This is a genomic window from Ideonella azotifigens (assembly GCF_006519715.1).
GTDB lineage: Bacteria > Pseudomonadota > Gammaproteobacteria > Burkholderiales > Burkholderiaceae_C > Ideonella > Ideonella azotifigens.
Window position 1 is genome coordinate 1 of record NZ_VIDT01000008.1, and the last position, 22,896, is coordinate 22,896.

General features: G+C 65.7%; 21 protein-coding genes, 1 tRNA gene and 1 pseudogene. 11 read left to right on the forward strand and 12 right to left on the reverse strand.

The window, feature by feature from the left end:
- The 5 genes and pseudogenes from FKP22_RS31705 to FKP22_RS01360 form a co-directional block, all read left to right on the forward strand.
- Window positions 1–292, forward strand: a pseudogene (locus FKP22_RS31705) (DNA polymerase III subunit delta'); the annotation flags it as partial.
- Window positions 293–377: 85 nt separating this feature from the next.
- Window positions 378–806, forward strand: coding sequence for a PilZ domain-containing protein (locus tag FKP22_RS01345; RefSeq protein ID WP_141284439.1), 429 nt, complete (start codon window positions 378–380; stop codon window positions 804–806).
- A gap of 29 nt (window positions 807–835) precedes the next feature.
- A complete protein-coding gene (locus FKP22_RS01350; protein ID WP_141284441.1) occupies window positions 836–1,660 on the forward strand; it encodes a TatD family hydrolase in 825 nt (274 codons plus the stop codon).
- Window positions 1,657–2,319, forward strand: a complete 663-nt coding sequence (locus FKP22_RS01355; protein ID WP_170200690.1) for an ankyrin repeat domain-containing protein — start codon at window positions 1,657–1,659, stop codon at window positions 2,317–2,319. The genes FKP22_RS01350 and FKP22_RS01355 overlap by 4 nt, the downstream gene beginning before the upstream one ends.
- Before the next feature lie 183 nt (window positions 2,320–2,502).
- A complete protein-coding gene (locus FKP22_RS01360) occupies window positions 2,503–2,727 on the forward strand; it encodes a hypothetical protein (protein WP_141284445.1) in 225 nt (74 codons plus the stop codon).
- A 505-nt stretch (window positions 2,728–3,232) separates the two neighbouring features.
- Here FKP22_RS01360 and FKP22_RS01365 read toward each other — a convergent pair.
- Together FKP22_RS01365 and FKP22_RS01370 are read right to left on the reverse strand one after the other, a co-directional pair.
- Complete coding sequence (locus FKP22_RS01365) at window positions 3,233–4,000, reverse strand: arylamine N-acetyltransferase family protein (RefSeq protein ID WP_141284447.1); 768 nt, start codon at window positions 3,998–4,000, stop codon at window positions 3,233–3,235.
- A 142-nt stretch (window positions 4,001–4,142) separates the two neighbouring features.
- Entirely contained in the window at window positions 4,143–4,892 is a 750-nt protein-coding gene (locus tag FKP22_RS01370; protein ID WP_141284449.1) for an SDR family oxidoreductase, read from the reverse strand.
- 110 nt (window positions 4,893–5,002) lie between these two features.
- On the opposite strand from FKP22_RS01370, the gene FKP22_RS01375 reads away from it, so the two are divergent.
- From FKP22_RS01375 to FKP22_RS01390, 4 genes are all read left to right on the forward strand, one after another.
- Window positions 5,003–5,923: a LysR family transcriptional regulator gene (locus FKP22_RS01375; RefSeq protein WP_141284451.1), complete on the forward strand. Its 921-nt coding sequence runs from the start codon at window positions 5,003–5,005 to the stop codon at window positions 5,921–5,923.
- Between the two features lie 62 nt (window positions 5,924–5,985).
- On the forward strand, window positions 5,986–6,954 hold the full coding sequence (locus FKP22_RS01380; protein WP_141284453.1) for a DedA family protein/thiosulfate sulfurtransferase GlpE: 969 nt from the start codon (window positions 5,986–5,988) through the stop codon (window positions 6,952–6,954).
- A gap of 72 nt (window positions 6,955–7,026) precedes the next feature.
- Window positions 7,027–7,533 carry an LEA/WHy family protein gene (locus FKP22_RS01385; protein WP_231012154.1) on the forward strand — a complete coding sequence of 169 codons (507 nt, stop codon included), beginning with the start codon at window positions 7,027–7,029 and terminating at the stop codon, window positions 7,531–7,533.
- 67 nt (window positions 7,534–7,600) lie between these two features.
- Window positions 7,601–8,530, forward strand: coding sequence for a pirin family protein (locus tag FKP22_RS01390; protein WP_141284455.1), 930 nt, complete (start codon window positions 7,601–7,603; stop codon window positions 8,528–8,530).
- Between the two features lie 48 nt (window positions 8,531–8,578).
- Here the strand turns inward: FKP22_RS01390 and acnA are convergent, their stop codons facing one another.
- On the reverse strand, window positions 8,579–11,320 hold the full coding sequence (gene acnA / locus FKP22_RS01395) for an aconitate hydratase AcnA (protein WP_141284457.1): 2,742 nt from the start codon (window positions 11,318–11,320) through the stop codon (window positions 8,579–8,581).
- A gap of 461 nt (window positions 11,321–11,781) precedes the next feature.
- The gene (gene glgX / locus FKP22_RS01400; RefSeq protein ID WP_141284459.1) at window positions 11,782–13,974 is read right to left on the reverse strand and encodes a glycogen debranching protein GlgX; all 2,193 of its coding nucleotides are present in this window, start codon (window positions 13,972–13,974) and stop codon (window positions 11,782–11,784) included.
- Between the two features lie 296 nt (window positions 13,975–14,270).
- Here glgX and FKP22_RS01405 point away from each other — a divergent pair, with 296 nt between their 5' ends.
- A complete protein-coding gene (locus FKP22_RS01405; protein ID WP_141284461.1) occupies window positions 14,271–14,522 on the forward strand; it encodes a DUF3606 domain-containing protein in 252 nt (83 codons plus the stop codon).
- A gap of 25 nt (window positions 14,523–14,547) precedes the next feature.
- Here the strand turns inward: FKP22_RS01405 and FKP22_RS01410 are convergent, their stop codons facing one another.
- The 8 genes from FKP22_RS01410 to cysS form a co-directional block, all read right to left on the reverse strand.
- The gene (locus tag FKP22_RS01410; protein ID WP_141284463.1) at window positions 14,548–15,210 is read right to left on the reverse strand and encodes an alpha/beta hydrolase; all 663 of its coding nucleotides are present in this window, start codon (window positions 15,208–15,210) and stop codon (window positions 14,548–14,550) included.
- A 48-nt stretch (window positions 15,211–15,258) separates the two neighbouring features.
- Window positions 15,259–15,810, reverse strand: coding sequence for a glutathione peroxidase (locus FKP22_RS01415; RefSeq protein WP_141284465.1), 552 nt, complete (start codon window positions 15,808–15,810; stop codon window positions 15,259–15,261).
- A 202-nt stretch (window positions 15,811–16,012) separates the two neighbouring features.
- Window positions 16,013–16,105, reverse strand: a tRNA-Ser gene (locus tag FKP22_RS01420).
- A gap of 122 nt (window positions 16,106–16,227) precedes the next feature.
- A complete protein-coding gene (locus tag FKP22_RS01425; RefSeq protein WP_141284467.1) occupies window positions 16,228–17,517 on the reverse strand; it encodes an aspartate kinase in 1,290 nt (429 codons plus the stop codon).
- Between the two features lie 172 nt (window positions 17,518–17,689).
- Window positions 17,690–18,988 (reverse strand): tRNA lysidine(34) synthetase TilS, encoded by a 1,299-nt coding sequence (gene tilS, locus FKP22_RS01430; protein ID WP_231012153.1) that lies wholly within the window; start codon window positions 18,986–18,988, stop codon window positions 17,690–17,692.
- Between the two features lie 74 nt (window positions 18,989–19,062).
- Window positions 19,063–20,034 carry an acetyl-CoA carboxylase carboxyltransferase subunit alpha gene (locus FKP22_RS01435; protein WP_141284469.1) on the reverse strand — a complete coding sequence of 324 codons (972 nt, stop codon included), beginning with the start codon at window positions 20,032–20,034 and terminating at the stop codon, window positions 19,063–19,065.
- 60 nt (window positions 20,035–20,094) lie between these two features.
- Complete coding sequence (locus tag FKP22_RS01440; RefSeq protein WP_233446792.1) at window positions 20,095–20,748, reverse strand: DNA-3-methyladenine glycosylase family protein; 654 nt, start codon at window positions 20,746–20,748, stop codon at window positions 20,095–20,097.
- A 1-nt stretch (window position 20,749) separates the two neighbouring features.
- On the reverse strand, window positions 20,750–22,126 hold the full coding sequence (gene cysS / locus FKP22_RS01445; RefSeq protein WP_141284497.1) for a cysteine--tRNA ligase: 1,377 nt from the start codon (window positions 22,124–22,126) through the stop codon (window positions 20,750–20,752).
- Window positions 22,127–22,374: 248 nt separating this feature from the next.
- Here cysS and FKP22_RS01450 point away from each other — a divergent pair, with 248 nt between their 5' ends.
- Window positions 22,375–22,896, forward strand: a complete 522-nt coding sequence (locus tag FKP22_RS01450; RefSeq protein ID WP_375140548.1) for a peptidylprolyl isomerase — start codon at window positions 22,375–22,377, stop codon at window positions 22,894–22,896.

The following is a 22,896-nucleotide window of genomic DNA, read 5'->3' on the forward strand; positions in this document are numbered from 1 at the left end:
AGGCGACTGGGCGATGCTGGCCAGCTGGCCGCTGCCGCAGGCGCTGCACACCTTGCAGTGCCTGTGCCATGACCTGATGGCGCGCAGCTGTGGCGGCGTGCCACGTTATTTCCCCACCGAAGCCCTGCCGGCGGTGGCCGATTGGGCGGCGCTGTCCGAATGGAGCCGCGAGCTGCAGCGCGTGCGTCGCCATGAAGACCATCCTTGGCAGGCCGGCTTGGTGCTGGAATCCCTGCTGGGCCAGTTGCAGCCCTTGCTGCGCAAACGCGCGAGCCGGGCCGGCGCTGCTTGAAGCTTCGTGATGCAAGCCCGACTGCATCCGCGCTTGACCCGGCATCCCGGCCCTGGCCCGTCTGAAACCTGCCTACACTAGCCCCATGAGCGACATTGACAGCCGCAGCCCGCAGACTCCCCCCGGATCTGCCTCGCTGCCCGCCGTGCCTGCCACCCCCAGCACCAGTGGAGGCGGGCGCCCAAGCGTCATCCAGCTGGTGTTCCGCGAAAAGGGCGCGCTGTATGCCGCCTATGTGCCGCTGTTTTCCGATGGCGGCCTGTTCGTGCCAACCACCCGCGACTACCAGCTCGGCGATGACATCTACCTGCTGCTTTCGCTGCCTGGCGACCCCCAGCGCTACCCGGTCGCCGGCAAGGTCGGCTGGATCACGCCGCCTAACACCTCCGGCGGCCGCACCCAGGGGGTGGGTGTGCGTTTCCCGAGTGATGAGAAGACGCGCATGCTGAAGGTGCGCATCGAGGAAATCCTCGGCACCTCGATCTCATCGTCCAAGCCGACCCAGACCATCTGACTTCCCGCCTCGTACCGTTTCCCATCCGGATGTTCGTCGACTCCCACTGCCACCTGATCTTTCCTGAGCTGCGCGAGCGCCTGCCGGAAATCCGCGCCGCGATGACGCAAGCCCAGGTCGGCGCGGCCTTGTGCATCAGCACCCGTGTCGAGGAGATCGAACAGGTCGTGGCGCTGGCCGAGACCGACCCGCAGTGGTGGGCCAGCGCGGGCGTGCACCCCGACACCGAAGGCGAGACCGAGCCCGACGAAGCCTTGCTGCTGCGCTGGGCCGCGCATCCCAAGGTCATCGCCATTGGCGAAACCGGGCTGGACTATTACCGCCTGAACGGCCGCAGCATTGCCGACATGGCCTGGCAGCGCGAGCGCTTCCGGGTGCACATCCGCGCGGGGCAGGCCACCGACCTGCCGCTGGTCATCCACACCCGCCAGGCCAGCGAGGACACGGTGGCGCTGCTGCGCGAAGCCGCCAGCGCGGGCCAGCCCGCGCCGCGCGGCGTGTTCCATTGCTTCACCGAAACCATGGACGTGGCCCGCGCCGCGCTGGACCTGGGTTTCCTGATCTCGTTCTCCGGCATCCTGACCTTTCGCAATGCCGAAGACCTGCGCGAGGTCGCACGCTATGTGCCGCTGGACCGCTGCCTGATCGAGACCGACAGCCCCTACCTGGCACCGGTGCCGTTCCGTGGCAAGACCAACACGCCTGCGCTGGTGCCGCATGTGGCGGCCGAGCTGGCCAGGCAGAAGCAATGCAGCGTCGAGCAGATCGCGGACGCGACCCGGGTCAACTTCGAGCGCCTTTTCGGCGTCTCGGTGGCGCCGGTGAACAAGGAAGGTCGAGGCACCACGGCATGAAGCGGCGCGAATTGTTGAAGCACGGTGGGCTTGCCGCGATGGCCGCCACCGGACTGATGGTCGGGCAGGGCGCCCAGGCCGACAGCTACAGCGACTTTTTCCTCTACATCGAGCTGGATCGACCGGAGGGCCTGCAAAAGCTGCTGCGCGCCGGTTTCGACGTCAATTCCCGCAACCCCAAGGGCCAGCACGGCTTGTACATGGCCTTCCGCAACGATTCGGAAAAGGCTGCCGAGCTGCTGCTGGGCTGGCCTGGTCTCGACCCTGAGGGCACCAATGCCCAGGGCGAAACCCTGCTGATGATGGCCGCGATGAAGGGCCAGATCGACGCGATGAAAAAACTGATCGCGCTGGGTGCTGCCGTGAACCGCAAAGGCTGGACGCCGCTGCACTACGCTGCTTCGGGCGGGCAACAGGCCGCCATCATCCTGCTGCTCAGCCATGGCGCCGAGCTGGAAGCCCGCGGGCCGAATGGCAACACGCCGCTGATGATGGCCGCGGGCTACGGCACGATAGACAGTGCCAGGCTGCTGCTGAGCCGTGGCGCCGACCCGAAACTGGTGGATGGGGGCGACCGCCACGCCAGCGACTACGCACGCAAGGCCGGCCACGAAGGCTTGGCCAAGGACCTCGAAGCGCTGGCGGCGAAGCCAGGCTGAGCCTGCGAAAACTGGCGGCGCTCGGGTCCTTTCCTCACCCCCGCCGCCCGGCGCCGCTGACACCCTTGTCAGATGAATACCGACAGAGGCTTTGTCGGCGCTCCGACTTATGTCCTGACAAGCGTCGCCCTACAGTGCGTTCCATGGGTTCCACACCGGAGCCCGCCTAGAGAGCCCACCACCATGCGCGACATCCAGAGCCTGAGCAACCCGTTCATGATGATGACCGACCCGGAAGTCATCCTCCAGGCCATCGAACGTTCAGACCGCCTGAACCGCCTGCAACGCCGCGTGTGCCGCCCGCTGGACCGTCCGCTGATCCCGAAGATTGGCGGCGTGGCCGACTTCGACGCAGAGATCGACCACGAACCCGACATGGAACTGAGCGACGAATTCCTGGCTGACTGACAGCCCACGGCTCGCAGCCCCGGCTGCAGCACGAAACGAACGGACGGACTGGTGGCGTCCGGCTGGCCTGAACCGCCGCACAGCGACAGGCTGCCACCGTTGGCAAGCAAGTGCTGCCAACGATCACCAATGGCGACTACAGCCATCCCCAAAGCAGGTAAGCCAGGCGCGTCAAGCGAATGGAACGTGCGGGGCGGTAGTTCTCGCGGTAGTGGGTTTGCATGGTGAATGCCTGATACTGTATGTTCATACAGTATCCGCATCGCTGCTCACCGAGTCAAGCAAGACTGTCCATCTCGAAGGTTGGAGGCCAGCCCGCCCGACCAGCCGCACCAGCACCTTCGGCAACTTGCGGCCAGACCGGCAGCCTTGCCGCGAGGCAACGGCCATGAATACGCGACAATGTATATTATGTCAAATAAAGCAGAACCTTCGATTCATTGGATGTCGCGTGGCTCATGGGGAAAGTTTCCACCCACCGAAGGCATCTGACCTTGCGACCTGCTCAGCGCACCACGCCAAAGTACTGAATCAACGCGCGCGCCTGATCGACCTCTGTGGCCAGGCGCTGGGTGCGGCGCCGTGAGCCTTCGGTGGTGATCAGGATGTGGTCGCTCAGGCTGATGCGCCCACCAGGAATGGCCTTGGAGCAGATGATCTTGCGGCTGAAGTGCGACGCGGGCGAGCTCTGGTGGAAGCGGCACATGGCTTCGAAGGCCGCCAGTGGCTGCGGCTGCAAAGACAGCAGGAACACCGGCCTGGGCTTGGGCGCCGCGACTTCGCTCGAATCGGTGGCGCGCATCAGCAGCAGGTTTTCGCCCTCCGGCTGTAGGTGGTAGACGTCCTTGCCCTGCCGGTGCGTGTCGGTGCTGCCAATGCGCAGCGGCTGCATGTACGAGTCGCCAAAGCCGACATCAACCAGGTAGCGCGAACCGTCCAGCGTCACCTGCAATGCCATGTGGTCGAAAGCCGGCCCGGGCTTGCCGTCTGCGCCATGCACCTGGGCAGACAGGAACACCACCTCGAAGCCCAGTGCCTGCAGCAGCCAGCCGAACAAGCCGTTCAGCTCGTAGCAGATGCCGCCGCGCCGGCGCTCGACAATCTTGTCGTACTGGCCTTCCGGGTCCAGGTGCAGCGGCGGGCCGCCGTGGATGTCCAGGTTCTCGAAAGGCACTGCCAACAGATGGGCGAGTTGCAGGCCGGCCAGCGTTTCCAGGTTCAGCTCAAGCGGACCGGTGTAGCCGAACCGCGCCAAGTACTTCTCTTTGTTCATTCACCCTGTTTCCTTGAGCAGGCCGGCAAGCGCCAGCCTCGGAAAAAATCATAAGGCGCGGCCTGCCGCGCCAGGGTGAATGCCTGCCGGTTTGCAGACTGGCCGCAACAGTCGTTCTAGGGTGTTGAAAACCGTAGAGCGCTCAAAGCTGGCTCATGCCGCCGTCCACGATGATTTCGGTGCCGACGATGAAGGCCGATTCCTTGGCCGCCAGGTGCAGCACGGTCGAGGCAATCTCGGCTGGCAGGCCGAAGCGGCCCAACGGCACCTGGCTCTGGATTTGCGCGGCGACGGTGTCCAGCGTGGTGGCGTCCATGCCCAGCTTGCCGTACAGCGGCGTGCTCACCGGGCCGGGGCTGACCACATTGACCCGCACGCCACGCGGCAGCAGTTCGGCCGACAGCGTCTTGGCCAGCGAGATCAGCGCGGCCTTGCTGGCGGCATAGATCGATGAGTTCGGCATGCCGATGTGGGCGTTGATCGAACCGTTCAGCACGATGGACGCGCCCGGGTTCAGCAGCGGCACCAGCGCCTGGATCTGGAAGAAGGCGCCCTTCACGTTGGCGTTGAAGATGCGATCCCACAGGCCTTCGTCAGCGTCCGCCAGGCTGGCGAACTGGGCGGTGCCAGCGTTGATGAAGATGGCGTCCAATCGAACATGTTGTTCGGCCAAGGTGCGAGCCAGCGCCTTCGCGTCCGCCAGGTTGGCAGCATCGCTGCGCAGGCCTTGAGCGGTAGCGCCGAGTTGCGCAAGGGCCTGGTCGATCAGCGCCTGGTCGCGGCCGGTGACGATGACGCGGGCACCTTCGTTGGCAAATGCCTGGGCGGTGGCGAAGCCGATGCCGCTGGTGCCGCCGGTGACGAGGACGGTGCTGTTGGTGAAACGGGTCATGGTGAAGCTCCTGTTTGGGTTGCTCGGCGGGATGCCGTGCCGTCATGGTCTGTTTTTCAGGGGCCGCTGCCGTACCATCGCTTCGACGCAAACGTTCGAAGGAGTTGCACATGTTGTCGGAGGACGAACTGGCGCTGCTGGAAGCCATCAAGGCCACCGGCAGCCTGACGCGCGCCGCCGCCAAGCTGGGCAAGGCGCCGTCGACCGTCTCGCACGCGGCGCGGCAGCTGGAAAACCGCTTCGACGCGCTGCTGTTCGACCGGCGCCGCTACCGGCTGCAGCTCACGCCTGCCGGCCAGTTGCTGGTGCAGGAGGCCGGGCGCATCCGAGAAGACGTTTCCAGGCTGACACGTCGCGTCAAGCAGGTGGCCGGCGGCTGGGAAGACCGGCTTTGGATCGTCACCGACGAGTTGCTGGAATTCGAAACGCTGCTGCCGGTGATCCGCGATTTCGACGCGCTGGCTTCGGGCGTGTCGTTGCGCATCACGCACGAGGTGCTGGGCGGCACCTGGGAGGCGCTGCGCGAGGGCCGGGCCGACCTGGTGATTGGCGCGACCAATGAGCCACCGGTCATTGCCGGGCTGCAGTGGGCGGAGCTGGGCAGCATGGCCTGGGTGTTCGCAGTCTCGCCGCGCCATGCGCTGGCTCAGGCAGCAGAGCCGCTGGACCCGGCGGAGGTGACGGCACACCGCTCGGTCGTCGTCGGCGACAGCTCGCGCCAGTCGGTCGGCCGCAGCTATGGCGTGCTGGGCGGCCAGCCAACGCTGGCGGTACCGTCGATGCGGGCCAAGATCCGCGCGCAGTGCGAAGGCCTGGGCGTGGGCTGGCTGCCTCGGCAACGCGTGGCTTCCTTGCTGGCGCGGGGCTTGCTGGTCGAGAAACAGGTGGCGCAGCCGCGTGACCCGAACCTGCTGTACCTTGGCTGGCGCGGCGAGGCGCAGGGCCGGGCCCTGAACTGGTGGCTGGAAAAGCTGCGCGAACCGCGGCTGGCGCAGCGCCTGGTCGATGGCCTTGATGCCGCTGCGGCTTGAGGCTTGCTGTTCCAATCAAGGCTGTCGCTTCCCTTCCCCGCTGTTCCTGTGTGAGTCCCCCCGTGAAAGACCTGATCGCCCTGCTGTTGCAACACGGCGTATTGCTGGTGTTCCTGGTCACGCTGGCCGCGCGTGCCGGTGCGCCTTTTCCGGCGGCGCCGCTGCTGGTGGTGGCGGGCGGCCTATCGGCGGGCGGGCTCCTCTCCAGCAGCGGCACGGTGATGGCCTCGCTGCTGGCCAACTTGGCGGGCGATGCGGTGTGGTTCTGGGGCGGCCAGCGTTTTGGCCACCGCGTGATGCGGCTGCTGTGCCGCATCTCGCTGTCGCCTGACTCCTGCGTGCGCCAGAGCGAATCGCTGATCACGCGTTGGGGCGGCGCTTCGCTGGTGGCCGCCAAATTCGTGCCGGGCATCTCGGTGGTGGCAGCACCCATGGCTGGCGCGCTGCACATGTCCTGGCGCCGCTTCCTGGCTTACGACGCGCTGGCCGGGCTGTTGTGGACGGGGCTGTTCTTCGGCATTGGTCGGGTCTTCAGCAGCCAGATCGAGCAGATCCTCGGTGTGCTGGCCAACACCGGCATGTACGCGCTGGGTTTGCTGGCGGTGCTGCTGGCCGCCGCGGTGGCGCTGCGCTACTGGCGCCGCCGCCGCTTCCTGTTGAACCTGGACATGCCGCGCATCAGCGTCGAAGAGTTGCTGGAACTGATGGCGCAGGAGCAGCCACCGCTGATCGTGGACGTGCGCTCGGCCGGCAGCCAGGCGGCAGACCGCCGACGCATCCCGGGTGCCATGCGCATTGCGCTGCCGGACCTGGCCGAACACGCACCACGCCTGCCGCGCGACCGCGACATCGTGCTGTATTGCAACTGCCCGAACGACGTGTCCGCCGCGCTCGGCGCACGCACGCTGAGCAGCCATGGCCACACCCGCGCCCGGCCGCTGATCGGCGGCATCAACGCCTGGGAAGCCGCCGGTGCAGACCTGGCCGCACATGACGATGGGGATCAGGCCATGGTGATGGCACCGTCCTGAAGACACCAGGCCCAGGTGAACGCCGACGAGCCCGCGCGCGTTAGCATCGTTTGTTCCGCACCAAGGTCCGCCATGCAGTCGATGCTTCCCCTCTCGTCGCCCTCCTCCCGCCGCAGTCTCCTCGCCGGTTTCGCCGCCTCGGCACTGGCCGCGGCAACACTGCTGAGCGGCTGCGCCGGCATGGGCAAGCTGGAGAAGATCAAGGTGACGGTGGCCAGCGTAGAGAGCCTGGGTGTGCATGGGCTGGAAGCGCGCTTCGTGGTGAAGCTGCGGGTGCAGAACCCGAACGACATCTCGCTGGACTACGACGGCCTGGCCGTGGACATGGAACTGAACGGCAAGCCGCTGGCCAGTGGCGTGAGCAACGACAAGGGCACGCTGCCGCGCTTTGGTGAAACCGTCGTCACGCTGCCGCTCACAGTCTCCACCGTGGCGCTGCTGCGCCAGGCCAGCGAACTCGTCCGCGACAAGGGCGGCCAGAAGGAAGTGCCGTACCTGATCAAGGGCAAGATCGGCGGTGGTCTGTTCGGCACGGTGGAGTTCCACCAGGCGGGCGTGCTGGCCATTCCGCGGCTGTAGGCCCGCAAAGCCGTCCTGACCCTTCCGGGAGATGGTGTTTCGGGCGGCGGCGCAGCAAAATCGGGCGATGCAAAGCCCTGCCACGCCCCACGAAGCGCCCCACTCCTCGCCCCTGCTGCTCACGGGTCACACCAAGGACCTGGGTGGCGGTTTCACCGTCAGCCGCCTGCTGCCTTCGGCCAAGCGCCAAGCCGTCGGCCCGTTCCTGTTCTTTGACCACTTCGGTCCGGTGCAGGTGGTGCCCGAGAGCCGGCATGACGTGGGGCCGCATCCGCACATCGGCCTGGCCACAGTGACCTACCTGTTCGAGGGGGCGATGATGCACCGCGACAGCATTGGCTCGGTGCAACGCATCGAGCCGGGTGCGATCAACTGGATGAGCGCCGGCCGCGGCATCGTGCATTCCGAGCGCCGCCCGGAAGACCTGGCGCAGGCGACCTACATGAACCACGGCCTGCAGTTGTGGGCCGCGCTGCCGGCGGCGCACGAAGAAAGCGAGCCAGCGTTTTCGCACACAGCCGCTTCGGAACTGCCCGAGCACACGCTGCCCGGCGGCCACAAGCTGCGGGTGTTGATCGGCAAGGCGCTGGGCTTTGAATCGCCGGTGCAGACCTTGAGCGAAACGCTTTACCTGGACCTGCAACTGGCGCCCGGCGTCGAATTCACACTGCCAGCGCTCGCGGAGGAACGTGCGGTCTACCCGGTTTCCGAGCCGCTGTTGCTGGATGGCCAAACGGTCGAACCGCGCACGTTGGCCGTGTTGCCCGCCGGCCAGCCGGTGAAGCTGGCCGGCACGACCGGCCAGGCGCAGCGCGTCATGGTGATCGGCGGCGCGCCGCTGGACGGCCACCGGCTGATCTGGTGGAACTTCGTGTCCACGCAGCGCGAACGCATTGTCACGGCTGGCGAGGTCTGGGCGGCGGGCGGCATCGGCCACGTGCCGGGCGATGACGAAGGCCGGCTCGTGTTGCCAACGAACCGGCCGCTGCCAGCCTGAATGTGATGCAGGGACGACCGACGCCGATGAGGCGCCGGTCGTCCGGCTTCAGGCCTTGATCAACTGCCGCAGCACATACGGCAGGATGCCGCCGTGGCGGTAGTAGTCGACCTCGATGGGCGTGTCGATGCGCAGCGTCAGCAACAGGTCCTCGATGCTGCCGTCGGCCTTGGTGATGCGCAGGATCACGTCGCGCTGCGGCGAGAGTTCGCCGTCGATCACGATGGCTATGGTCTCGTCGCCGACCAGGCCCAGGTTGCCCCAGCTGTCGGTGCCTTTGAACTGCAGCGGCAGCACGCCCATGCCGACCAGGTTGGAGCGGTGGATGCGCTCGAAGCTTCGCGCGATCACGGCCTTGATGCCCAGCAACTGCGTGCCCTTGGCGGCCCAGTCGCGGCTGGAGCCGGTGCCGTATTCCTCGCCAGCGAAGATCACGGTGGGCACCTTCGCGGCGATGTACTGCATCGCGGCGTCGTAGATGAAGACCTTCGAGCCTTGTGCTGCGCCTGGCAGCTGCAGCAGCGTCCAGCCGCCCTCTTCGCGGCTGCCGTCCGGCTTGGCCGGGATCATCAGGTTCTTGATGCGCACGTTGGCGAAGGTGCCGCGCATCATCACTTCATGGTGGCCGCGGCGCGAGCCGTAGCTGTTGAAGTCCACTGGCTGGATGCCGCGGCCCTGCAGGTACTGGCCTGCGGGTGACGAAGGCTTGATCGAGCCGGCCGGCGAGATGTGGTCGGTGGTGATCGAGTCGCCGAACAAGGCCATGATCTTCGCGCCTTGCACGCCGGCCGCGGTGAACGCCGGCTTGGGCTCGAAATGCTCGAAGAACGGCGGCTGGGCGATGTAGCTGCTCTCGGGCCACTGGTAGACCTGGCCCGAGACGCCCTGGATGCGCTCCCAAAGCTTGCCCGGCTTGTCGGCGATCTGCGCATAGTTGTCGCGGAAGGCCGAAGGGTCCATCGCGTAATTCATCAGCGCCTGCACTTCGCTGCTGCTGGGCCACACGTCGCCCAGGTATACCGGCCTGCCCTTCTTGCCCATGCCCAGCGGCTGGGTCATCAGGTCCACCGTGACGTTGCCGGCAATCGCGTAGGCGACGACCAGCGGCGGCGAGGCCAGGAAGTTGGCCTTGATGTTGGGGTGGATGCGGGCTTCGAAGTTGCGGTTGCCCGAGAGCACGGCCGCGCACACCAGCTCGTTGGTCATGATGACCTCGTTGAGCTGCGGCGTGAGGTCGCCGGCGTTGCCGATGCAGGTGGTGCAGCCGTAGGCAGCCAGGTTGAAGCCCAGCTTTTCCAGGTAGGGCAGCAGGCCGGCGCGGGTGAGGTATTCGGTGACGATGCGCGAGCCGGGTGCCAGCGAGGTCTTGATGTGCGGCGCCACCTTCAACCCGGCCTCCACCGCCTTCTTGGCCAGCAGGCCTGCCGCCAGCATCACGCTGGGGTTGGAGGTGTTGGTGCAGGAGGTGATGGCGGCGATCAGCACGTCGCCGTTGTGGATCTGCAGCTGTTCGTCCGAAGTGGTGAAGGCCTTGGCCAGCTTCTCCGCCGGCTGGTTGAAACCCACCGCAGGGTTCGGGTCGCTGAACAGCTCGGTGAACTTGCTCGAGAGGTTCGTGATCTCGATGCGGTCCTGCGGCCGCTTCGGACCGGCCAGCGATGGCACGACACTGCCGAGGTCGAGCTTCACAACGGCTGAGTAGTCGATGTCGCCTGCGCGCGAAACGCCGAACAGCTCCTGCGCCTTGAAGTAGGCCTCCAATGCCTCGATCTCGCTCTTCTTGCGGCCGGTGCCGCGGAAGTAGTCCAGCGTGCGCTCGTCGACCGGGAAGAAGCCCATGGTGGCGCCGTATTCGGGCGCCATGTTGCCGATGGTGGCGCGGTCCGGCACGCTGAGGCTGGCCGTGCCTTCGCCGAAGAACTCGACGAACTTCCCCACCACCTTCTGCTTGCGCAGGATTTCGGTGATGGTCAGCACCAGGTCGGTGGCCGTCACGCCTTCGCGCAGTTCGCCGCTGAGCTCGAAGCCGACCACGTCGGGCGTCAGGAAATACACCGGCTGGCCCAGCATGCCGGCCTCGGCCTCGATGCCACCCACGCCCCAGCCGACCACGCCGATGCCGTTGATCATCGTGGTGTGGCTGTCGGTACCGACCAGGGTGTCGGGGTAGTAGACCTGCGCGCCCTTCTTGCCGGTCTTGTGCACGCCACGCGCCAGGTACTCCAGGTTCACCTGGTGCACGATGCCGAAGCCAGGCGGCACGACGCCGAAGGTGTCGAAGGCCTGCATGCCCCACTTCATGAACTCGTAGCGTTCGCGGTTGCGCTGGAACTCCAGCTGCATGTTCAGGTCCAGCGATTTCTTGCTACCGAAGTAGTCGATCATCACCGAGTGATCGACCACCAGGTCCACCGGCACCAGCGGCTCGATCAGCTTCGGGTCGCGGCCGAGCTTGGCCGCGGCGTTGCGCATCGCGCCCAGGTCGGCCAGCAACGGCACGCCGGTGAAGTCCTGCAGCACCACGCGGGCGACGACAAACGGGATCTCTTCGTTGCGCGGCGCATGCGGCTGCCAGGTGGCCAACTGCTTCACATGCTCAGGGGCGACACGCTTGTTGTCGCAGTGGCGCAGCACCGCTTCGAGCACGATGCGCAGCGACACCGGCAGGCGCTTCACGCCGGGAAACTTTTCGGTCAGTTTCGGCAGCGAATAGAACAGGCCTTTGCGGCCCGATGCGGTTTCAAACTCGTCCAGGGTCTCGGCAAACGGGTGCGCGGTCTCTACAGGCATGGGCTCTCTCCGGGCTGCGGACAGCGGCAGCCATCCGTTCAACGGCCTAGCTTACCGAGAAACTCGGCCTTGCGTCATGCCCGGCCTGGTACCACCCCGAAAGAGACAGGCCGGGCTGTGCCCATTGGCCTGTGACGCATGTGGCGCCACAAAAGCAAAGGGCCACCCAAAGGTGACCCCAGACTTCCGTTCACACCAACTTCGGTGGTGCAACGGGTACTTCGACGCCGGTAACGGGTTCCGGTCTCTGCCCAGTGCTGCAGTCGGTTTGTCGTCTCAGTGGTGCCTATTGTGCGGCGAAGTCGATGACCGGATCGTGACATGAAGCAAGGAAACACAAACCAGTTCCTGCTCATGCCGGCCGACAGGCTGCCGACAAGGTTCTGGAGCGGTGATTGCCGAACCGCAGGAGACTGCCTCTGCGAGCTTGTTGGGGAGGTAGGCCGGCGTGCCGAGGTGGGTCAGGCGTTGAGGGCCTGCGCCCGCTCCTGGTGGCGAAGCAGCACCATGGTGCGGCCCTGCAGCGGGTAGCTGCCGCCGCCGTTGCGCGGCACCGCATCGGCGGGCAATCCATCTGCTTCGAAGGTGTCGATCAGCACCTCCCAGCCGGGCGGGTCGCATGGCGGCAGCTGAAAGTCGATGCGTTCGTGGTGGGCGTTGAACAGCAGCACCAGGTCGTCGTCGTTGATGGGCCGGCCCTTTTCGTCGGATTCTGCCAACCCGCGGCCGGAGAGGCGCACGCCCAGGCAACGTGCATGCGATTCGGCCCATTGTGCGTGGGTCATTTCCAGCCCGTCCGGCCGCAGCCACTGCATGTCCTTGGCCCCGTCTTCCTCCAGCTCGATGCCGCGGAAGAAAGTGCGTCGGCGAAACAACGGATGCGCGCTGCGCAATGCCGCCAGACGTTGGGTGAAGGCCAGCAGGGCCTCTCCTGGGCCGTCCAGTTCCCAGTCCAGCCAGGAGACTTCGTTGTCCTGGCAGTAGGCGTTGTTGTTGCCATGCTGGGTGCGGCCCATTTCGTCGCCTGCGCACAGCATGGGCACGCCTTGCGAAAAGAACAGCGTGGCCAGCAGGTTGCGCTTCTGCTGCTCGCGCAGCTGCAGCACGGCAGGGTCGTCGGTCGGGCCCTCGGCGCCGCAGTTCCAGCTGTGGTTGTTGGAGTCGCCGTCGCGGTTGTCCTCGCCGTTGGCCTCGTTGTGCTTGTCGTTGTAGCTGACCAGGTCGTGCAGTGTGAAGCCGTCGTGTGCGGTCACGAAGTTGACGCTGGCGCTGGGGCCACGGCCGCCGGCGGCATACAGGTCGCTGGAGCCGCTGAGCCGGTAGGCCAGCTCACCAATCACACCGCCCTCGCCTTTCCAGTATGCGCGGATCACGTCGCGGTACTTGCCGTTCCATTCGGTCCAGCCAGTGGGGAAACCGCCGACCTGGTAGCCCCCGTCGCCCACGTCCCAGGGCTCGGCAATGAGCTTCACGCCAGAGATCACCGGGTCCTGGCGGATGACGGCGAAGAAGCTGCTGCGGGTGTCGAAGCCATGCGGTTCACGACCCAGCGCGCTGGCCAGGTCGAAGCGGAAGCCGTCCACGTGCATCTCGGTGATCCAGTAGCGCAGGCTGTCCATGATGAGGCGCAGCGCGGCGGTGCTGCCACTGTCCAGCGTATTGCCGCAGCCGGTGGTGTCCATGTAGTGCCGCTCGTCGCCCTGCATCAGCCGGTAGTAGCTGGCGTTGTCGATGCCCTTGAAGCTGAACATCGGGCCCTGGTGGTTGCCTTCGGCGGTGTGGTTGAAGACCACGTCCAGGATGACCTCGATGCCTGCATCGTGCAGCGTGCGCACCATCGACTTGAACTCGCCGATTTCGCCGCTGGCGCTGTAGCGCGAGTCTGGCGCGAAGAAGCCGATCGAGTTGTAGCCCCAGTAGTTGCGCAAGCCCCGCTCGACCAGGTGCCTGTCGTCGACGAAGGTGTGCACCGGCATCAGCTCCAAACTGGTCACGCCCAGGGCCTTCAGGTGTTCGACCACCGCCGGGCAGGCCAGTCCGGCGTAGGTGCCGCGCAGCTGTTCCGGCACGCCAGGATGGCGCATGGTCAGGCCCTTCACATGGGCCTCGTAGATCACCGTGTCGCTCCACGGCACGCGTGGCGGTTTGTCATGGCCCCAGGTGAAGGCATCGTCGATGACCATGCTCTTGGGCATGCCGCCGGCGCTGTCGCGGGTGTCCATGGCCATGTCTTCGCGGCGGCTGCCCAGGCGGTAGCCGAATTGCGCGTCCGACCAGGCGAGTTCGCCGGCAATGCGCTTGGCATACGGGTCCAGCAGCAGCTTGTTCGGGTTGAAGCGGTGGCCCTTGGCGGGCGCATATGGGCCGTGCACGCGGTAGCCGTAAAGCAGGCCGGGGCGCGCTGCCGGCAGGTAGCCATGCCAGACATGGTCGGTGCGTTCGGTGAGTTCCACCCTGCCAATCTCGCGCCGGCCCTTGGGGTCGAACAGGCACAACTCGACCCGCGAGGCATGCTGCGAGTAGAGCGCGAAATTGACACCCGCGCCGTCCCAGCTTGCGCCCAGGGGCGATGGCCGGCCGCGCCAGACGGCCAGCGAGCCGCCCAGCAAACGTGGAGCCGCGCGCTGTTGCGCGCTGCGTGTTTCGAGACCCATGAACGCTCCTCCCTTTGAGCTGTGTCCGCAAATGCTGTGATGCAGCAAACACGCTAAGGGTGGCGGCGATCAATGGCCGCGGGGCAAACGCGCAAAGTGCTGTCGGTCTTCGCCTACTTGCAGCACGCCAGGGTGTGGCTACGCTACTGGCTGCCGCCATGCGCAGAGAGCGGCCCAAGCAGTCGGGGCCGGCGTTTTCCGGCATGCCGATTGCCGTTTCTGCAATGCTTTGAAACTTCGCACGCCAGCAGTTTCGGCGCCACACAAGCCACCCTTTGTTGGGACAGGAGACTGCAATGCCCGTCGCCTTTTACGAGCAAGACCTGAAGAACCCGGTGCACCTGAGTGCGCACGATCCGGCGCAAGCCGACTACTGGGCTAGCCGTCTCGGCGTTTCGGTGCCTGAGCTGCGCCAGGCGGTCGACGCGGTCGGCACGGCACTGCACGCCGTGCAGCAATACCTGGGTTGTGCCGACAGCCCATCGCTGGGCTGGGCACCACCTGGCACCACGCTGACGCTGGGCCCGCCGATCAATCGGCGGCGCTGAAGCAATCTGAGGCAATCTGAGCCGCTCAGGCCAGCACTTTCAGCAGCCAGCGGTTCAGGTCTTCGATCTCCGGGCCGCAGACCGAGTGTTCCATCGGGTAGGTGTGCCACTCGACCGGGTAGCCCAGCGACTGCAGCGTGTCGTGCGCCGCCTGCCCGCGCGCCAGCGGCACGACGGGGTCGTACTGGCCGTGCGCGAGGAACACCGGCACGTCGGCATTGGCGCTGCTGCGCTCGGAGGCGGTCGTGTCTGACAAGGGCAGGTAGCCGGACAGGCCGACGATGCCGGCCAGTCGCTTCGGTGCGCGCAGGCCCGTCAGCAGGCTCATTGCGCAGCCCTGCGAAAAGCCCATCAGCACGATGCGGTTCGCCGGGATGCCGCGTTCGATTTCGCGGTCCACCAAAGCTTGCACCGACAACAAAGAGGCACGCAGTCCGGCTTCGTCTTCGCGCCGCACCAGGTCGCTGCCATGGATGTCGTACCAGGCCCGCATGCGCATGCCGTTGTTCCAGGTGACAGGGATCACCGGCGCATGCGGGAACACGAAGCGGACCGGGCCGACCACGGACAGGTCGAGTTCCTGCGCGATCGGGACGAAGTCGTTGCCATCGGCACCGAGGCCGTGCAGCACGATGATGCTGGCAACGGGGAAGTCGCCAGATTGCATTTCAAGGGTTTCAAGCGCCATGGCGCCAGCATAGCGCGCAGCGGCCTGAAACCCGGTGGAGCGTTGGGCTCAGGCCGCCAGTGCGGCGTCGATCGCGGCGATCAGCGCCGGATGGTCCGGCGCCACGTCCGGTGCAAAGCGGGCCAGGACCTGGCCGTCGCGGCCGATCAGGAACTTCTCGAAGTTCCACAGCACGTCGGTCGGCGCCTTGGGCCGCATGTTGTACTTGGTCAGCGCGGTCGTCAGCTTGTCGTCGCCCGAGGGCTGGGCCGTTGGCTGGGCTTCGATGAGCGCGGCATACAGCGGGTGGCGCGGCGCGCTGTTGACCTGCAGCTTGCTGAACAGCGGAAAGCTCACGCCATAGTTCAGGTCGCAGAAGGAGGCGATCTCGGCTTCGGTGCCCGGTTCCTGGGCGCCGAAATCATTGGACGGGAAACCCAGTACCTGCAGGCCCTGCGCCTTGTGCTGCTCGAACAGCGCTTCCAGCCCCTTGTACTGCGGCGTGAGGCCGCATTGGGAAGCCACGTTGACGATCAGCAGCACCTGGCCGGCATATTCGCCCAGCGTGGTCGGCGTGCCGTCGATGCGTTGCAGGGGAATGCTTCGAAGCGTGCTGCTCATGGGGCTTGTCCTGTCCTTGAAGTGGGGAGGCGCAGGTTAGCCTGAAGCGGCGTGTGGTGTTGTCGGCGGACTGAACGTCCCTGCCGGCAGCCGGTGCAAACCGTGAGCGGTACTCGAAAAGGTACTTCAATCCGCCGGCCGATGAAACTCGACGCGGAAATGAAAAACGGGTCCCGAAGGACCCGTTTTTACTCTCGTAGGTTGGCGGAGACGAAGGGATTCGAACCCTTGATGGAGTTTTAAGCCCCATACTCCCTTAGCAGGGGAGCACCTTCGGCCACTCGGTCACGTCTCCAACCTAAGCTCGCATTCTAGCCACAAAAACAGTGGTTTCTAAAGAAAACGCCGGGCCGCTCCCAAGTTTTCTTTACCCCCTCGAGGGGCCTGCCGCAGAGCGGCAGGTTCGGGGGCACCAGTTCAGCTCATGTTCTCGGCGACCGGAGAATTGTCTGCGTCGAGATCGAAGGCCTTGTGCAGCGCGCGCACCGCCAGCTCCATGTACTTCTCGTCGATCACGACGGAAGTCTTGATTTCGCTGGTCGTGATCATCTGGATGTTGATGCCCTCTTCGCTCAGCGTGCGGAACATCTTGCTGGCCACGCCCACGTGGCTGCGCATGCCGATGCCGACGATGGAGACCTTGCAGATCTTCGGGTCGCCCAGCACGGTGGCGGCACCGGTGGCCGGTGCGACCTTGTTCTTCAACAGGTCCATCGTGCGCTGGAAATCATTGCGGTGCACGGTGAACGAGAAGTCGGTCTTGCCGTCGTGCGAGACGTTCTGGATGATCACGTCCACATCAATGTTGGCCTCGGCGACGTCGCCGAGGATCTGGTACGCGATGCCAGGCTTGTCAGGCACGCCCATCACGGTGACCTTGGCTTCATCGCGGTTGAAGGCGATGCCCGATACAACGGCTTGTTCCATCTTTTCGTCTTCCTCGAAAGTGATCAGGGTGCCCGACTTGGCTTCTTCGTCAATGTTGATGTCCCAGGGCGTGAAGCTGGACAGCACGCGCAGCGGCACGCGGTACTTGCCAGCGAATTCCACTGAGCGGATCTGCAGCACCTTGGAGCCCAGGCTCGCCATTTCCAGCATTTCCTCGAAGCTCACGGTGTGCAGCCGGCGCGCTTCGGGCACCACACGGGGGTCGGTGGTGTAGACACCATCGACGTCGGTGTAGATCAGGCATTCGGCCGCCTTCAGCGCGGCGGCGATGGCGACGGCGGAAGTGTCAGAGCCGCCGCGGCCCAGCGTCGTGACGTTGTGGTCTTCGTCGATGCCCTGGAAGCCGGTGATGACGACCACCTTGCCGGCGGCCAGGTCGGCACGCACTCGTGCATCGTCGATGCTCTGGATGCGGGCCTTGGTGTAGGACGAATCGGTCTTCACCGGCACCTGCCAGCCGTTGTAGCTGATCGCGTCCATGCCTTCGGCTTGCAGTGCCAGCGACAGCAGGCCCACCGAGACCTGTTCACCGGTGCAGGCAATCATGTCCAGCTCGCGCAGCATGGCGGGCGTTTGCTGGGCGGGCGACAACTCCTTGGCCAGTCCCAGCAGGCGATTGGTTTCGCCGCTCATGGCCGAGGGCACGACCACCATCTGGTGCCCGGCGCGGGCCCATTTGGCAACGCGTTTGGCGACGTTGCGAATGCGCTCCGTCGAACCCATTGATGTGCCACCGTACTTGTGAACGATCAAAGCCATGTGAGGATGCCAAAGTAGCTGAACAAGCCGCCGCGAAGGCTTGGCTGCGCATGCGGTGGACGGTGACCGGCATGGCCACGCGAAACCCTACATTCTAGCGGTTGCCATCTGTCGAATTCCCGGGCAGAGGCTTGCTTGGCAAATGGCGAAGCCTGGCTTGCCGCGCTGTCGTTTACGTGGGCTCTGCCGGCTCGGCCAGCCATTCGGGCCGCAGCTGCGGCTCACCCGGCGCAGCCAACGCCCTGGCGTCCACACCCAATCCCGGCACGAACAAAAGCTGACCGCCCGCCCCGTACAGCAGCGGCGCCTGCCGCGCCCAGGCCGGCACCGCCGCAGCCTGGAACTGTTTTTTCAGCGAACGCAGCGTGCTACGCGGTGCCCGCTGGAATTGCTCGCCGCCGGTTCGCGCCGCGAGGCATGCGCCGGCCAGCAAGGCGAGCGGAACGCCGCCTTCGCTGGCGGCGCTGAGCCTGAGGCGGCCTTGCCAAGCCGGTGCGTGCCACTCGCCAGGCTCGACCACCTGGGGCAATTGCAGCGATGCGGCCTCGACGACCCTGTTGAGCGGCAAGCTGAGCGGCTGCAGCACGCCGCGGTAAAGCCTCAATTCCGAATCGGGTCCCAGCGGCCACCTGCCCTGCCTGGCGCGCGGCAGTTCCGCCAGCAGACGCGCCACCAGGCTGTCCGGCACATCGGCCTGACGATGCTGCAACCAGGCCTGCAGTGAAAATCGCCGGCGGACCGGCGAGAGACACAGCCAAGCCTGCATCGGCATCCCGGCCTGGCTCGCGCCCATTGCCGCCAGATCTTGCGCAGCCACCTCGTGGATCAGCGCTGCGGCGGCCTGGGCTTGCTCGGCCAAGCGCTGCAGCTGCTGCTCGGCCTGCGGAAACGCCTGGTTCAGCGCCGGCAACACCTGATGCCGCAAGCGATTGCGGTCGAAGCGGGTGTCGTGGTTGCTGCTGTCCTCGATGTGCCGCAGCCGATGGCGCCGCACATAGTCTTCGATGGCCTGCGCCGGCTGTTGCAGCCACGGGCGAGCCCAGACGATGCCTTCGCGTTCAATCAGGTCGGGCATGGCCGACAAGCCAGCAGGCCCCGTGCCGCGCATGGCTTGCAGCAACACGGTTTCTGCCTGGTCGCGCCGGTGATGGGCCAGCAGTACCAGGCCTGCGCCATGCGCCTTAGCCATGCGGGCCAGCGCCTCATAGCGCTCTCGCCGGGCCCAGGCTTCGATGCTTTGCCCGGGCGAAGGCGAGCCACTCAGCCGGGCGGCGTCAAAACGAAGATGGGGATGGCGGCTGCGCCAGCGCTGGCATTGCGCCGCGAGATGGGCGAGCCAGGCGTCCGCCTGAGGCATCAGCCCATGGTGCACATGCAGGGCCAGCACCTGCAGGCCGCTGCCGGCTGCCTGCCGCAAGGTCGCGTGCAGCAAGGCGGTGGAGTCGCGCCCGCCACTGGTGGCGACCGCCACCACGGGCAGCGTCGAAATTGAAGCCGGCCTCGGCGGCCGCGCCGCCATGCCGGCCAGCCTTTCCGTCAGCGCGCTCAGCGCGCGGTGGTATCGGTGAAGCGACCGTAGGACTTCAGGCGCTGGTAGCGGCGCTCCAGCAGTGCTTCGGTCGACAGGTCGGCCACCTGACGCAGCGAGTCGACCAGGCCGCGCTTGAGCTGCGAGGCCATCTGCTTCAGGTCGCGGTGGGCGCCGCCAACCGGCTCGCTGATGATCTTGTCCACCAGGCCCAGGGCCTTCAGGCGGTGCGCGGTGATGCCCAGTGCTTCGGCAGCGTCAGACGCGCGCTCGGAGGTCTTCCACAGGATGGACGCGCAGCCTTCCGGCGAGATCACCGAGTAGACCGAGAACTGCAGCATCATGACCTGGTCGCCCACACTGATCGCCAGCGCGCCGCCGGAGCCGCCTTCGCCGATGATGGTGGTGATGATGGGTACTTCCAGCTGCGCCATCTCGAAGATGTTGCGGCCGATGGCTTCGGACTGGCCACGCTCCTCGGCGCCAATGCCGGGATAGGCGCCAGGGGTGTCGACAAAGGTGAACACCGGCAGCCCGAACTTCTCGGCCAGCTTCATCAGCCGCAGCGCCTTGCGGTAGCCCTCGGGGCGCGGCATGCCGAAGTTGCGCGCGGCGCGCTCCTTGGTGTCGCGGCCCTTCTGCTGGCCCACGACCATGCAGGCCTGGCCATTGAAGCGGGCCAGGCCGCCGACGATGGACAGGTCATCTGCAAATGCACGGTCGCCGTGCATTTCCTGGAAGTCGGTGAAGATTTCGTTGACGTAGTCCAGCGTGTACGGGCGCTGGGGGTGACGCGCGATCTGCGTGACCTGCCAGGGCGACAGCTGGGTGTAGATGTCCTTGGTCAGCTGCAGGCTCTTCTTGTCCAGCCGATCGATCTCCTCGGAGATGTCCACCGCGGATTCGTTCTGAACGTAGCGCAGCTCTTCGATCTTGGCGTCGAGTTCGGCGATCGGTTGCTCGAACTCCAGAAAGTGTCGCTTGCTCATGCTCGGGTTCCTTCTTAGCGGGGAAAAAGAGATCGGGGGAACGATGCGTGTCGGTGGCTGTCAGTAGTCGACCGGCAGCGGATCCAGGCTTCGCCACAGGTACCAGGTCGCCACCGACCGGTAGGGGGCCCAGCCCTCGCCCAGTTCGCGGGCTTCAGCTCGCGAAACCGGCTCACCGCTGAAATAGCAGGAACTGATGCCTTTCATCAGGCCCTCGTCGTCCAGCGGCAGCACATTGGGTCGCATCAGGTAAAAGATCAGGAACATTTCGGCCGTCCAGCGGCCAATGCCACGAATGGCGACCAATTCCTCGATGATGGCCTCGTCGTCCATCTGCCGCCAGAGCGGCACATGCACGCTGCCCTCTTCGAAATGGCGCGCCAAATCCCTCAGGTATTCTGCCTTGCGCGCCGACAGACCGACAGCCCGCAATTCCGGGACTTCCAGCGACAGCACATCCGCGGGAACCAAAGCATGAGACGGGCCACCCACGGCACCGGCGAACTTTTCCCATACCGACTGCGCGGCCTTGACCGAGATCTGCTGGCCAACGATGGAGCGCGCCAGCGTGGTGAAGGCATCTCCGCGGCTCTCAAGGCGGGCCTCGCCGAACTGCGGGATCAGCTTCTTCATCACGCGGTCACGCTTGGCCAGGTGGCGGCAGGCTTCGTCCCAGTACTCGGGCGTCACGCCCGGGTTCGATGCATGCGGCACGTCAGGCCTTCACCCAAGTGGTGCCTTGCGGCGAATCCTTCAGCAGGATGCCGGCGGCCAGCAGTTCCTGGCGGATCTGGTCGGCGCGGGCGAAGTCCTTGGCCTGCTTGGCGGTCTGGCGCTCTTCGATGCGCAACTGGATCGTCGCGTCGTCCAGCAGGCTGCCGGCTTGCAGGAAGGTGGCGGGCGATTGCTGGAGGATGCCCAGCGTGGCTGCAAGCGCCTTCAGCTGGCCGGCGACTTCGGTCGACTTGTTGCGGTTCAGCTCGGCCGCGAGCTCGAACAGCACCGCCAGCGCGCCCGGCGTGTTGAAGTCGTCGTCCATCGCCGCATGAAAGGCCTGCACGGATGGATTGGCCAGGTCCATCGCCACCTCAGGCACGTCAGCCACACTGGCCAGCGCTGTGTAGAGTCGGCGCAGCGCGCTGCGGGCGTCGTCCAGGTGCGCGTCGCTGTAATTGAACGGGCTGCGGTAGTGGGTGCGCAGCATGAAGAAGCGCAGCGTCTCGCCGTCGTAGTGCTTCAGCACATCGCGGATGGTGAAGAAGTTGCCGAGCGACTTCGACATCTTGACGTTGTCGACGTTCAGGAAGCCGTTGTGCATCCAGACATTGACAAACGGATGGCCCAGCGCGCCTTCGCTCTGCGCAATCTCGTTTTCGTGGTGCGGGAACTGCAGGTCCATGCCGCCACCGTGAATGTCGAAGCGCTCACCCAGCAGCGCGCAGCTCATGGCGGAGCACTCGATGTGCCAGCCAGGCCGGCCGGGACCGAACGGCGAGTCGTACTTGGCATCGGCCGGCTCTTCAGCCTTGGCAGACTTCCACAGCACGAAGTCCAGCGGGTCCTGCTTGCCGTCGTCCACCGCCACGCGCTCGCCGGCACGCAGGTCGTCCAGCGACTTGCCGCTGAGCTTGCCGTAGCCGGGGAACTTGCGCACCGAGTAGTTCACGTCGCCGGTGCTGGCGCGGTAGGCCAGGCCCTTTTGCTCCAGCGTACCGATCATGTCGACCATGCCTTGCACATGATCGGTGGCGCGGGGCTCGTGCGTAGGTGAGGCGACGCCAATGGCACCGATGTCGGCCCGCATCGCGGCAATCATCTCGTCGGTCAGCTGGCGGATGCTGATGTCGCGCTCCACCGCCCGTTTGATGATCTTGTCTTCGATGTCGGTGATGTTGCGCACGTAGGTGACGCGGTAGCCGCGGGCAATCAGCCAGCGGTAGACCACGTCGAAAGCCATCATCATCCGCGCATGGCCAACATGGCATAGGTCGTAGATCGTCATGCCGCACACGTACATGCGCACATGGCCTGGCTCGATGGGGGAGAAGTCTTCGACCCGGCGGGTCAGGGTGTTATAGATGCGCAGCGTCATCGACGAAGAAAAAGGCAAGGCTTCGTGAGCAGGTTCGGCCGCGAGGCCCGGGCAAGGTCATCGCCGCGAGCGGACCACGCCGGCCGCGAGGACAAACGGCACTCCACGAACGGCGCTTCAAAAAGGGGGTCGGTACAATCGGGCGAGTATAGCGAAGGAGCTTTTACGTGACCTTAACAAGCACCCGGCCCGGCCTCGCAGCGCGCCGGTCAGCCGCCTTGACCCGCTCGCTGGCGCTGGCAGCTGCGCTGGCCGTGGCAGGCATTGCGCCGGCCCTGGCAGAGACCGTCCGCCTCAGCACCACTGCTGGCGACATCGTCGTCGAACTCGACAAGGAAAAGGCGCCCAAGAGCGTGGACAACTTCATCCAATACGTGAAGGCTGGCCACTACAACGGCACCATCTTTCACCGTGTGATCGAAAGCTTCATGATCCAGGGCGGCGGCATGACGCCGGACATGAAGGAAAAGCCGACGCGCGCGCCGATCAAGCTGGAAAGCCAGAATGGCCTGTCCAACCTGCGCGGCACGATTGCAATGGCGCGCACCAGTGTGCCGAACTCGGCCACCTCGCAATTTTTCATCAACGTTGTCGACAACCAGCGCCTGGACTACCAGCCCGGGCGTGACGGTTATGCGGTGTTCGGCAAGGTTGTCAGCGGCATGGACGTGGTCGACAAGATCAGGGCCGTGCCGGTCGGCGACAAGGGCGGACACGAGAACGTGCCGAACGAACCCATCCTGATCAAAAAAGCCACGTTGGAGAACTGA